Genomic DNA, 12,418 nt, shown 5'->3' with positions numbered 1-12,418 from the left:
AATGTCATTTAATCATGAAGGATTTTGGCAGCCTATGGATACCCTTCGAGATAAGCATAAATTAGAGGAGCTTTGGGATGAGGGTAAGGCGCCCTGGAAAACGTGGAAAGAATGAGAAAAGTTGATGTTGACTTTTGGAAAGGCAAGAGAGTATTTTTAACTGGACATACAGGGTTTAAAGGAAGTTGGCTTTCTTTATGGCTTCATTCTATGGGAGCCGAAGTTATGGGTTATGCATTGGCGCCTAATACTACACCATCCTTATTTGAGATAGCAAAGATCGAAAATTTGATGAAGTCTGAAATTGGAGATATTAGGGATTTAGCTAAGATCACCAACAGCGTCAATGAATTTAAGCCAGATATCTTGATCCATATGGCTGCACAACCACTAGTAAGACTTTCATACGCTGAACCCGTAGAAACTTATTCTATAAATGTTATGGGTACAGTGAACGTTTTGGAAGCAGCTAAGAAAGTGCAAGCTTTGAAAGCTATCGTATCTGTCACTACAGATAAGTGCTATGAAAATAAAGAATGGGAGTGGGGCTATCGTGAAAACGAGCCTATGGGAGGTCATGATCCTTACAGTAGTAGTAAGGGTTGTGCAGAGTTGGTCACTGCAGCATATCGCAAATCCTTTTTTAATAGTGATGATTCGGCCTCATTGGCTTCTGCAAGAGCAGGAAATGTAATTGGTGGAGGTGATTGGGCAGAAGATCGATTAATTCCAGATATACTCCAATCCTTCAATAACTCTGAACCCGTCATCATTAGAAATCCGCTTTCAACCAGACCCTGGCAGCATGTACTGGAACCGCTTTCAGGTTATCTTATCTTGGCTGAAGATTTGTTTAATAAGGGCAATGAAGTTTCAGAAGGTTGGAATTTTGGACCTAACGATGAAGACTGCCAGCCGGTAGCATCCATATTAGATAGAATGGTGTCTAAATGGGGCGAGGGTGCCTCCTGGGAATTAGATCATAATAGTAATCCTCATGAAGCTGGCTTTCTAAAACTGGACTGCTCAAAAGCAAAAAGCAAATTAGATTGGTATCCAGTTTGGAATCTTGATACAACTTTAGACTTGATCGTAGATTGGTATAAAGCCTGGAATTCTGGAGAGGATATGCAAGCGAAATGTTTAAATGAAATTAAGCTATATAACAAAGAATTACAATAATGGAAAATATTACACAGGAAAATTTAAGAAAAGAGATTGCAACATTAGTTTCTAAATTTGCTGAAGAGAAATATAAACCAACAACTTTTGAGCCTGGTACATCTGTTATTCCTCCTTCCGGTAAAGTGATAGGGAAAGAAGAATTGATGAATATGGTAGACGCCTCCTTAGATGGTTGGCTCACAACTGGTCGTTTCAATGAGAAATTTGAAAAGAAGCTTGCTGAATTTTTAGGTGTTAAATATTGTCTTTCTGTTAATTCTGGTTCATCTGCTAATTTAGTAGCTTTTAGTACCCTTACATCTTCAAAATTAGGAGATAGGGCTATAAAAAAGGGTGATGAAGTTATTGGTGTCGCGGCTGGTTTTCCAACCACTGTGAACCCAATTGTTCAGTTTGGGGCGGTACCAGTGTTTGTAGATGTAGATATTAAAACCCATAACATTGATGCCAGCCTGATAGAAGCTGCGATAACACCTAAAACTAAGGCTATAATGCTTGCTCATACGTTGGGTAACCCATTTAACCTGGAAAAGGTGATGGAAATTTGTAAGAAGCATAATCTATGGCTCGTAGAGGACACCTGTGATGCACTTGGTGCTACTTATAATGGACAGTTGGTTGGAACTTTTGGAGATATTGCAACACTTAGTTTCTATCCCGCACATCATATTACTATGGGAGAGGGTGGTGCTGTCTTTATGAATGATCCAGAATTAAAGGTTATTGCAGAATCTTTTAGAGATTGGGGTAGAGATTGTTATTGTGCACCAGGATGCGATAATACTTGTGGTTGCAGGTTCGAGCAAAAACAAGGTGAACTTCCTTATGGTTATGATCATAAATATATTTATTCTCATGCTGGTTATAATTTAAAGATAACAGATATGCAAGCAGCTTGTGGTTTAGCGCAAATAGATAAAGCTGCAACCTTTATTCAAAAGAGAAAAGACAATTTTAAACATCTGGTGAATAGACTTCAAACGCTTTCAGAGTTCTTTCAATTGCCTGAGGCTACTCCAAATAGTGATCCATCCTGGTTTGGTTTCCCTATAACTCTAAAGGAGAATTCAGGAGTAAACAGAGTAGATCTGTTAAGATTTTTAGATGATAATAAAATAGGTTCTAGACTATTGTTTGCAGGAAATCTTACAAGGCAACCGTATTTTGAAAATATAGATTATCGCGTTGTAGGAGATTTGACTAATACAGATATCACGATGAATCAAACATTCTGGATAGGGATCTATCCAGGACTGGGTGAGGAACATTTTGAATTCGTAGCCGATAAGCTCGAAGAATTTTTCGGACTGAATTTTTAACATGGTTATATTTTTAACAGGAGGAACAGGATTTATAGGGTCTCATTTTATAAAATCTGCATTGGAGGTTGGCCATGAAGTCATAGCCTTAAGAAGGTCGCTTAATTCCAAACCAAAAATTTGTTTAGATATAGAGCCTCAATGGTTGTTTAAGGATATACTGGAGGTGGAGGAATTAGATTTTAGTGGAGTCGACGTTTTGGTACATTTAGCTGCCCACTCGGTAATATATCCCTTTGACACTTTAGAAAATTGTTTAAAATACAACGTTAATCATCCTCTTGCTTTGTTCAAAGTTGCAAAGAATGCGGGTGTATCGAGATTTGTAGTTGCAGGTAGCTGTTTTGAATATGGTACGTCTGGAGAGAGATACGAATACATACCTACCAATGCCCCTTTAGAACCAACTTCGAGTTATAGCACATCAAAAGCAATGGCGACATTGGCATTCAAACAGTTCGCAATAGATAACCAAGTCTGTTTATCAGTCCATAGGCTGTTTCAAGTATTCGGGGAAGGCGAGTTTAAAACTAGGTTGTGGCCTTCGCTAAAGTTAGCAGCAAAAAGTGGTAGTGATTTTCCTATGACGGAAGGTGAACAAGTAAGAGACTTTATTCATGTTCTAGACGTAATTGATAACTTTCTTGAGATGTGTAAAATCGAAAATTTTGAGAACTCTTATTTTAAAATTTTTAACGTCGGAAGTGGAAAACCTCAAACCATTTTGAACTTTACTAAATTTTGGTGGCATAAATGGAAAGCAGAAGGACAACTTAAAATTGGTGATTTGCCTTACAGGAAAGGAGAAATCATGAGGTATGTTCCTGAAATAGGATCCGATTAAAATTTTAAATTATGCTCTTAAGTATATTAATTCCAACTTACAACCGTTCAGTTTTTTTGAATAAAAACTTAACCATGCTCAAATCCTATATTTTAGATAACGATTTAGAGAGCAAGGTGGAAATAGTTGTATCTAATAATTTTTCAAGTGATGATACAAGTGAAATAATCGGAAACTTTTTTAAAGATAACCCGACATTGTCGATTCTACCTATTCATCAATCATCTAATATTGGCTTACTAAAAAATGCATTAGAAGTCCTTAAAAATGCTAATTTTGAATATGTCATGTATTTGGGTGATGATGACTATATCGATGAAAACTACCTTAATGGTGTAATTACTCATATAGAGAATAATAAATCTACTCATGTTGTCTTACCAAGCTTAATAGAAGTTAATATCCATGATGAATTCGTTAAAAATGGAAGAGATTTTGAGTTGCAGAATAGTTACTGGGATGCAGGTTATGAAAATTGTTTAGAAAATGGATGGAGAGGTCATCAACTAAGCGGATTGGTTCTTAAGAGAAATGGAATTTATGATGCCGTTAAAAAATTTAGATTTAGTAATCTTTATATTTTTGTTTTTTTTACTGCATATTCCTGTCTGAAAGGTAATACATTTCATTACACCAAATTCCCAGTCAGAGTTACAAACCCAGGTCAAAAAAACAAAGATTGGAACTACGGAGAGGATGGATTGATAAATGACTTATTTGATAACTATATCAATCTGCCATTAAGTTCGTGGCAAATTACAAAACTGCAACTGAAGGTCATTGAAAGTCAACCCTGGAGGCTCTGGAAGTATAAGAAAGTTGGTGATAAGGAATTTCTTATAACTTTCAAAAATATGTGGTTTTCGAAAAACTCTACTTACTTGTTTAAAATTGCATTTCCACTTCTGGTTTTAAAAATTGCAGCAAAAAAGAAACTTTATAAATTACTTAAGTCTTAATTAGAGATTCAATGCTAAAAGGCATACTGTATACAGCAGCATCAAAATATTCCGGGGTTCTTATCACTATTGGCATCACTGCAATTCTTTCACGATTACTCACACCTGCCGAGTTTGGTATCGTGGCACTTGTTACAGTATTTATTGGGTTTTTTAATTTGCTGGGAACTTTAGGGGTAGGCCCAGCCATTGTTCAGAGTAAGGAGCTTTCCAACCTTGATCTGCGATCTATCTTTAGCTTTTCAGCCCTAATGGCCTTGTTGCTTGCTGCAGTTTTTTTTGCACTAGCAGAAGTGATTTCGAATTTTTATGAAGAACCGGAACTTGTTCTTATAGTAAGATTACTATCCTTAAGCATTTTTTTCAATATTCTAAGTATTGTACCTAAAGCTTTGAATAGGAAAAAATTGCGCTTCAAACAAATGGGTGTGGTAACCGTCATAGTACAATTTGTAACGGGCATCGTCGCGATATGGATGGCTTATGCAGATTACAGCTATTATGCAATTGTAGTGCAAAATATACTTTCAGGTTTCTTATTGTTTTTAGTGTTTTATCTATTATATCCGGTACTACCAATCATTCGAATTAGCGCTAAACCGCTTAAAAGTATTGCTGCTTTTTCCAGTTACCAGTTTGCTTTTAATTTCATCAACTATTTTTCTAGAAATCTCGATAATATTTTCATAGGAAAATATCTGGGTAATGCATCACTTGGTTTTTATAACAAGTCATATACGTTAATGCAATTGCCGGTAGCGAATCTAACTCATGTTATAACCCCGGTTCTACATCCAGTATTAGCAAAGCACCAGGATGACTTAAAATTTATCTACTCATCCTATTTGAATGTTGTCAAAATTTTAGCTCTTATTGGTTTTCCATTATCTGTATTTTTATATTTTGCTGCTCCGGAGTTGATTCTTATCATGTTTGGTCCACAATGGGATAAAAGCATCCCGGTATTTAAGATTCTGGCTCTAACGGTAGGTCTGCAGATGTGTTTATCTTCTACAGGTGCAATTTTTCAGGCTACAAATAGAACAGATCTGTTATTTCTTTCCGGCTTACTTAGTTCCATATTTATGGTTGCAGGAATTTTATATGGTGTCTTTATTGGTAAAAGTCTGGAATCTGTTGGATTAGGACTTCTCGTTGCATTTACCATAAACTTTCTGGCCGGGTTTTACATGTTAATCAAAAAAGCTCTGAGACAATCATACCTAAAATTTTTACAATCTTTTTTACTTCCACTCATTTCTTTGGTAGTAGCTTTTGCAATATTCTCCGCAATTTCTATAATGTCACTAGATAATCCTATCTGGAGTTTAATTCTAAAGGTTTTAGTGTTTGGTTTAATAACTGTTGGATTCTCAATTATTTCTAGAGATAATCGCAGAATGTTACTAAAAATTATTAGAAGAAATTAGATAGGATATATTTTCTACTTTACAATTGTGAAATAGTCTTATAGTCTTTTATGATTTCATACTTTCCAATTTATCAATAATTGTAAATTTATATATAAATTTGGCGTTGATCATTTGATATGTGTTAGGGATAATTTGGAGACTTTCATAAGTTTAATCATAAAGCAGACTTCTGTATTTTATACCTTTGCAATAGTTCAGAATAGCTAAAAGCCTGTAGGGCGATATTTTGATAATCTATTACGAAATAATTTATTGCGTTTAGTTGAGGTCATAGATAAGTATAGAATTCTTATTATTTTGTCTACTTAGTTTTTATCTGTTTATCATGGAAACCCTAAATTTGTCGCGCGAAAGCTTTTTTCTATTGCAACCGTACTCTGTCATAGTTAAATATTGAAAACCTCAAGATTATTCCTGATCAACTACACATGTTAAACAAGCCATTGGTATCTATAGTAATGCCTACTTATAATAGGGAGGATAGTTTAAAATTCGCAATCCAGAGCGTTTTAAAGCAATCTTACAATGTATGGGAACTCATTATAGTTGATGACTGCTCAACTGACAATACAGTTCAAGTTGTACGAGAGTTACAGAAAGAGGACGAGCGAATAATTTTTCATCGGTTGCAGTCCAATTCTGGAGCATGTGCTGCTAGAAACAAAGGTATAGATCTCGCTAAAGGAAAATTTATAACTTTCCTGGATTCAGACGATGAATATTATCCAGAGAAAGTTGAAAAACAAATAGAAATATTTAAAAAAAGTGATGATCAGAACTTAGGGGTGGTATCCTGTGGTGCTGTAGATTTTCGTGATAACTTAGAGTATAATCGTCGTATGCCTGAATACAAAAAAAATTACTATTTCGCATTATTATCTAAAGAAAGTAAAATTGGGGCAGGAACTCCATTTTTGATGGTTAGAAGTAATGTCTTAAAAGCCGAAGGAATACTTTTTGATCCAAAGATGCCTGCCATGCAGGATTGGGATTTTTTACTGAGAATTTGTAAAAATTTCAATTTTCAATTTGTTCCTGAGTATTTGGTAAAAGTTAATCATCATTCTAACGCCAGGGTTTACAATTCTTCGAATGTCCTTTCAGCACTAGATGAACAATACTCTAAATACAAAACCTGGCTTACTCAAGAACCTGAAGCGCATAAGAGTTTTGTCAAAGATGCATCAGTTATCAAAGCGCATCATCATTCAATAAAAAATGCAATAGATTTTTTAAATTCAGCTCTTAAAGATTTTTCTGGTAAAAAGGATAAAATTGAAATTAGAATTTTCAAAACTATGATTTATACATTTCGTTTAAAATATATTAAATTATTTTATATGAAATACCTTAAATAGTGGAGGCATTATCATTTTATATAAAAAAATAAAATTAATAGTACTTATATTTTACAAATTGATGCGACAGCGGTTATATGATACTCTAAATTATTTTCAAAAGATTTACTCCAAGATCTACTCTAATAATCTTAGAGTTTTGGCATATCATACTATTAATGATTCTTCAGAATTTGAGAAACAGATAAAATATTTAAAAGAGAACTTTAATATTATTGATCTCGATATCTTAGAGGGACATCTATTTAAAAACAAGAAGCTGCCTTCAAAACCTCTCTTAATAACTTTTGATGATGGAGATATTTCTGTTTATAATAATGGTTTATCTTTATTTACGAAGTACAATATCCCTTCAATTCTTTTCGTCATTACAAGCCTCATTAATACAACCAAACCGTTCTGGTGGGATCAAATACGTCATCACATAGATGGTGAAAAGGGTGAGTCAAAATCGTGGGAAGTTAAGCATTGGTCTAATAAACAACGAATTACATATATCGAAAAGCTAATTTTAGAATCACCTAAAGCTCCCCTAAATGCTGAGCAATTAAGTTCTTCGCAACTTAATGATTTAAATAAAAGTGGTATGGAGATTGGGAATCATTCTTCAACACATCCTATGTTTGATCAATGTGAAACAGAAGAGATAAAAGATGAGTTACAGACCTCCATTAGTTGTCTCAAAGATCTAGGTTTTCATTATAACGTTTTTGCTTATCCTAATGGGAACTATGATAATTCTTCAGAGCAGGAGTTGGTTAATAGCGGAATAAAGATGGCGTTTCTATTCGATCATAAAATAAATAAGCGTAAAGTTGATCCGCTAAGAATATCCAGGATTAGAGTAGATAGTAATACTAATTTAAAGGAATTTAAGGTGAAGGTTTCTGGATTTCATTCATACATATACCATAATTTTAGAAAGAACTCTTAATGAAAATTTTAATTATTATAGACAGTTTGGGTTCTGGCGGAGCAGAACGTTCCACAGAAGTAATGGCAGATTATCTTTTTGAGAATAACGTAAATTTTGAAATTTTGTGTCTTGATCATAGAGAAATTGGGGTTCAGCAAAAAATGCAAAACAAAGGTTACAATATAAAATTTTTAAAAAATGGGAGCTTTTTATCTCAAACCTCTCAAATAGCAAAAATTATCACTTCTGGAAATTTTGATCTGGTACACAGCATTCTATTTCGATCAAATATTAGAACAAGATTTGCTAAGCTAAAAACCAAATTTGTTCATCTCGAAAGTCTTGTAAACACTACTTATTCGAAGGAACGCTTCTCAGACGCCAAAGTGAATCAAACAGTATTGAAATTCTATAAGAAATTAGATACGTATTCCAGTAAATGGGGTGTAGATCATTTTCATAGTATTACCAATGCGGTTAAGAGCCATTACGTGGAGAAGGTAGGTTATGACAGCGAAAAAATAACTATTATACCTAGAGGAAGAAAGCCTATACTTGACGACTATGAAGACAGACCAGTTAGACCAAACAGTGAAGTTGTTCAAATAATCAACGTAGGGAGGCATGAGTTTCAGAAAGGGCAAATATTCCTGCTAAAGGCAGCTAAGAAGCTTAAAGATCATGGTCTCTCTTTTATAATTCGTATATACGGGAGGGACGGAAGTGTGACTTCAGAATTGAAGAATTATATAAAGGAAAATAGTTTGGAGGAAGTGGTACTACTTATGGGGTACCATAATAACATTCCTGAATTGCTACTGAATTCTGATATTTTTGTTTTTCCTTCACTTTATGAAGGTTTGGGTGGAGCACTAATAGAAGCCCAATCTGCAGGTCTGCCTATAGCATGCAACGATATTCCGGTCTTTCAGGAAGTTGTCCGAAAGAATAAAAATGCGAATCTATTTAACTCACGTGACACAGAGACAATAGTAGATGCAATAGGAGAGCTTATAGAGAATGCTGAATTAAGAAAAAGCTATGGCATTAAAAGTCTATTGCATTACAATGAGAAATTTCAAGAGGAAGCTAACAATAAAAAAATGCTAGACTTATATAAGCGCTTAGTTTGACATGAAGTATATCAATTATTTTGTAATATTTAAAATAGCTCTCGTAAATACCAATTTAGGCAAAATATGGATTTCTGATAAATGTTACTAATCAGAAATTATAATTGTGCTATCTAGCTTGGAATAAATATGATGTATGTAATAGATGTATGTAATAATCATGGAGGAATTCATTGATTACCCTTGTATTACATTATGCTGTAGGAACTTTCCTTTCTTCTAAGTACTTCACGACTTTAGCAGGATTTCCAACTGCTATAGACCAAGCTGGAACATCTTTAATCACTAAGGAACCAGCACCTACAATAGCACCTTCTCCAATGGTAACGCCTGGCATGATTATACTACCCATTCCTACCACAGAACCCTTTTTAATAGTAACCGGAAGCTTGTGATAACCTAAATCGTTGTATCTGTCATGTTTATAGTAACTGCCCAGATCCCTTTTGTGGCAAAGAATTAAACATCTAGCAGCCACCCATGCATCGTCTTCAATGTTGATAAGGTTGGCATTATGAACGTCGTAATAAACGTCGTATCCAATCCCAACACCCTTACCTACTTTCGCGCCGGTTAATTTCCATAAAAACGGCCTTAAGTCTGGGCTAATTCTGTTCAATATCACCCAATTCTTAGAAATTTTAAACAAAAAGAATTTAATAATGATATCCATTTTTAAATAGATAAATCGAGGTATTTTAAAAATCTTTCTCAACATGGGATAGAGGCTATATTTTTAGCAAATCTAATTAATCGCCCTCAATTCAAATGACAAATCAGTTTAATATATCGAACAATTAATGAGTACCTAAGATTTTTCAGAACATTAGATAAAGTATTCAAATATTCATTCTAAATTTGCAAGTATATAAGAATTTGCTAATAAATATTCGCTTGTTCAAACAAGTCATAAAACTAATTTCATTTATTAAATGAAGATTCTCCATCTAATTCATACTAACCAGAGAAGAGGTGCTGAAATTTTTGCTGTACAGTTAAGTGAAATCCAACAAAGGTATGGTCACGAAGTTAAAATCGTTTCAGTTTATACTGGGAATGATTCCCTTAAAACAATATCTAAGATCGAAACTTTAAGTGGTTCCTTTAACAGTAGGTTTTATGATATTAAAGCTTGGTACAGACTTTCTAGAATTATTAAAAAATTCGATCCGGATGTAATTCAGGCAAATGCAGGAGATACTCTGAAGTACGCTATTTTTTCAAAGTTTTTTTTCTTTTGGAAAGTGCCGATAGTCTTTAGAAATGCAAGTGAGATTGGAAGATATTTGAACTCAAATCTTCAAAAGAATTATAACTCATTTCTCTTTAAAAGAACAGATTACATAATATCTGTCTCTAATGCTTCTAAGAAAGATATAATAAGTCGCTTTCCATATTTGAAAGAAAGAACTGTTGTAATTCCAATTGGATTACAAAATAATACCAGCATTAAGAAAGTATACTTCGAGCCGAAGGAAGCTTTCCACATTATACACGTTGGTGGGTTTACTTTTGAAAAAAACCATGAAGCCTTAATTGAGATATTTGAAGGTTTGCATAGAAATAATCCAAACACATACTTACACCTCATAGGCGATGGACCTCTAAGATCATCCATAGAAACTATGGTTGGAAATGCAAGGTTGGAAAAGTTTGTAAATTTCCATGGTTTTATAGATAACCCATTAAACTATGTATCTGGAGCAAACGTACTTGTTCTACCAAGCAAAATAGAAGGGTTGCCAGGAGTTATTCTTGAAGCGATGTTTTGTAAAACTCCTGTCGTGGCTTATAACGTTGGAGGTATATCAGAAATCGTTAATTCAAAGACTGGTTTTCTTGTTAGCAAAGATGATGTAGAAGAATTCAAAAACGCCATTGTAAAAGTTTTAGAAGCTTTTCCAAAGCAGAAAGTTAGTGTGGCCTATGATATGGTCACTAGCAATTTTATGAATGAAAATATAGCTAAAAAGTTTTTACAATCCTATGACACTATTATTGGGAAGACTTAGACCTGGGTAGTGGAGTGTTAAATCCAAAAACAAAAACATTACTATTGATTTACATTAATTCTCCTAAAATAATAACAGATGAAGATGTCTCAATTTTATCCAGTAATATTCTTATTAATGGAGAGACGAAGAGCCTACGTTATTTAGTTCCCAGACAATATGAGAAATTTTTAGTTACAGAAACTGTTGATGCGTTTTTAGTTGGAATCCTTTTTCTGGCTTTAAAAAAAGGTGAGGATATAACTTTAAAAGGAGACGTTTCTGCAAAATTATTTTACAATCTCAGTCATTATGTGATACCAGCTTTATGTTTAGCTAATCCTAAGTATATTGCTATAGAAATTTTTCCTCAAAATTTAATTGAAGTTGATCTGAATATACAACGAACTGCTGGTACAGGTCTGTCATGTGGTGTGGATTCTTTCGCAACTTATTTCGATCATATTTCTGAGAGTAAGTCTTATAAAATAGAATATTTTGCTTTTTTCAATGCTGGAAGTCATGGTAATTCTGGTGAGAAGACTGATAAGCTATTTCAGGATAGATTTGAAAAATCAAAGAAGTTCGCAGACTCTATTGGAAAAGATCTCATAAAAATTGATAGTAATTTAAGTGAGATGCTAGATATGAAATTTCAGGCTACGAATACCTTGAGGAACGTTTCTTGCGTTTTGATATTTCAAAAATTATTTAAGAATTATTATATCGCTTCCAAAAATAGATTTGATTATTATAAACTACATTCTTACGATACTCAGGATTATGATTCTTTAATTCTGAATATGCTATCTACGGAATCCACTTCTTTTCATTCAGCAGTTGCTCAATTAACAAGAGTGGAAAGAACAGATTTAATTTCTGAATTTCCAGAAACCTACAACTACCTGGACGTCTGTACTAGTAGCAAAAGTTATAGGGATGGCATAAATTGTTCCCAGTGTAATAAATGTTTACGTACAGCTTTAACATTAGACCTTTTAGGAAAATTGCACCTTTATACGCCAGTTTTCAATATTGAGAAATATAAGCGACTAAAACATAGTTACGTTTCACATATTATAAAGACTAGAAAAAAGGATCAAATTAATGCTCATATTTATCAGTTATTAAAAAATAGGAATGCTATCAATTACTGGGAAATTGCAAGCTCAAAAATAAAAAATCGCATAATGGGTGATAGAAACTAATGGATTCACTTTTAAAGTTCTCCTAAATTATTGCTTGCTCCTACAATTAACTTAATTTTGCTCTAATATATA

The 12,418-nt window shown here is 33.7% G+C and carries 11 protein-coding genes; 10 read left to right on the top strand and 1 reads right to left on the bottom strand.

Features of this window, described 5'->3' with window-relative positions:
* Positions 1–111: 111 nt before the first annotated feature.
* The 8 genes from rfbG to ACSHZO_RS12180 all read left to right on the top strand — a co-directional run bounded on the left by rfbG (position 112) and on the right by ACSHZO_RS12180 (position 9,147).
* The gene (gene rfbG, locus ACSHZO_RS12215; RefSeq protein WP_298247468.1) at positions 112–1,182 is read left to right on the top strand and encodes a CDP-glucose 4,6-dehydratase; all 1,071 of its coding nucleotides are present in this window, start codon (positions 112–114) and stop codon (positions 1,180–1,182) included.
* A complete protein-coding gene (gene rfbH, locus ACSHZO_RS12210) occupies positions 1,182–2,504 on the top strand; it encodes a lipopolysaccharide biosynthesis protein RfbH (protein WP_298247467.1) in 1,323 nt (440 codons plus the stop codon). Before rfbG ends, rfbH begins: the two co-directional genes overlap by 1 nt.
* Before the next feature lies 1 nt (position 2,505).
* Positions 2,506–3,348: an NAD-dependent epimerase/dehydratase family protein gene (locus ACSHZO_RS12205; RefSeq protein WP_298247466.1), complete on the top strand. Its 843-nt coding sequence runs from the start codon at positions 2,506–2,508 to the stop codon at positions 3,346–3,348.
* A gap of 11 nt (positions 3,349–3,359) precedes the next feature.
* A complete protein-coding gene (locus ACSHZO_RS12200) occupies positions 3,360–4,307 on the top strand; it encodes a glycosyltransferase family 2 protein (protein WP_298247465.1) in 948 nt (315 codons plus the stop codon).
* A gap of 11 nt (positions 4,308–4,318) precedes the next feature.
* The gene (locus tag ACSHZO_RS12195; RefSeq protein ID WP_298247464.1) at positions 4,319–5,737 is read left to right on the top strand and encodes a lipopolysaccharide biosynthesis protein; all 1,419 of its coding nucleotides are present in this window, start codon (positions 4,319–4,321) and stop codon (positions 5,735–5,737) included.
* A 461-nt stretch (positions 5,738–6,198) separates the two neighbouring features.
* The gene (locus ACSHZO_RS12190) at positions 6,199–7,098 is read left to right on the top strand and encodes a glycosyltransferase family 2 protein (protein WP_435067183.1); all 900 of its coding nucleotides are present in this window, start codon (positions 6,199–6,201) and stop codon (positions 7,096–7,098) included.
* A 61-nt stretch (positions 7,099–7,159) separates the two neighbouring features.
* Complete coding sequence (locus ACSHZO_RS12185; RefSeq protein WP_298247462.1) at positions 7,160–8,032, top strand: polysaccharide deacetylase family protein; 873 nt, start codon at positions 7,160–7,162, stop codon at positions 8,030–8,032.
* Positions 8,032–9,147 (top strand): glycosyltransferase family 4 protein, encoded by a 1,116-nt coding sequence (locus ACSHZO_RS12180; protein ID WP_298247461.1) that lies wholly within the window; start codon positions 8,032–8,034, stop codon positions 9,145–9,147. Before ACSHZO_RS12185 ends, ACSHZO_RS12180 begins: the two co-directional genes overlap by 1 nt.
* A gap of 193 nt (positions 9,148–9,340) precedes the next feature.
* Here the strand turns inward: ACSHZO_RS12180 and ACSHZO_RS12175 are convergent, their stop codons facing one another.
* Positions 9,341–9,820 (bottom strand): acyltransferase, encoded by a 480-nt coding sequence (locus tag ACSHZO_RS12175; protein WP_435067180.1) that lies wholly within the window; start codon positions 9,818–9,820, stop codon positions 9,341–9,343.
* Between the two features lie 259 nt (positions 9,821–10,079).
* On the opposite strand from ACSHZO_RS12175, the gene ACSHZO_RS12170 reads away from it, so the two are divergent.
* Positions 10,080–11,159: a glycosyltransferase gene (locus ACSHZO_RS12170; RefSeq protein ID WP_298247459.1), complete on the top strand. Its 1,080-nt coding sequence runs from the start codon at positions 10,080–10,082 to the stop codon at positions 11,157–11,159.
* 44 nt (positions 11,160–11,203) lie between these two features.
* A complete protein-coding gene (locus tag ACSHZO_RS12165) occupies positions 11,204–12,346 on the top strand; it encodes a hypothetical protein (protein ID WP_298247458.1) in 1,143 nt (380 codons plus the stop codon).
* Positions 12,347–12,418 lie beyond the last annotated feature (72 nt).

The organism is Christiangramia sp. 3-2217-3z, assembly GCF_051195275.1.
In the GTDB taxonomy this organism is placed as follows: Bacteria; Bacteroidota; Bacteroidia; order Flavobacteriales; family Flavobacteriaceae; genus Christiangramia; species Christiangramia marina.
Note: the sequence above shows the minus strand (reverse complement) of the source record. Positions and strands in the feature narration are given on the sequence as shown.

What these genes read in the sequence shown, in the direction of transcription:
- rfbG (WP_298247468.1), top strand. Translation starts at nt 112, where the DNA reads ATGAGAAAAGTTGATGTTGACTTTTGGAAAGGCAAGAGAGTATTTTTA.
- rfbH (WP_298247467.1), top strand. Translation starts at nt 1,182, where the DNA reads ATGGAAAATATTACACAGGAAAATTTAAGAAAAGAGATTGCAACATTA.
- ACSHZO_RS12205 (WP_298247466.1), top strand. Translation starts at nt 2,506, where the DNA reads ATGGTTATATTTTTAACAGGAGGAACAGGATTTATAGGGTCTCATTTT.
- ACSHZO_RS12200 (WP_298247465.1), top strand. Translation starts at nt 3,360, where the DNA reads ATGCTCTTAAGTATATTAATTCCAACTTACAACCGTTCAGTTTTTTTG.
- ACSHZO_RS12195 (WP_298247464.1), top strand. Translation starts at nt 4,319, where the DNA reads ATGCTAAAAGGCATACTGTATACAGCAGCATCAAAATATTCCGGGGTT.
- ACSHZO_RS12190 (WP_435067183.1), top strand. Translation starts at nt 6,199, where the DNA reads ATGCCTACTTATAATAGGGAGGATAGTTTAAAATTCGCAATCCAGAGC.
- ACSHZO_RS12185 (WP_298247462.1), top strand. Translation starts at nt 7,160, where the DNA reads ATGCGACAGCGGTTATATGATACTCTAAATTATTTTCAAAAGATTTAC.
- ACSHZO_RS12180 (WP_298247461.1), top strand. Translation starts at nt 8,032, where the DNA reads ATGAAAATTTTAATTATTATAGACAGTTTGGGTTCTGGCGGAGCAGAA.
- ACSHZO_RS12175 (WP_435067180.1), bottom strand. Translation starts at nt 9,820, where the DNA reads ATGGATATCATTATTAAATTCTTTTTGTTTAAAATTTCTAAGAATTGG.
- ACSHZO_RS12170 (WP_298247459.1), top strand. Translation starts at nt 10,080, where the DNA reads ATGAAGATTCTCCATCTAATTCATACTAACCAGAGAAGAGGTGCTGAA.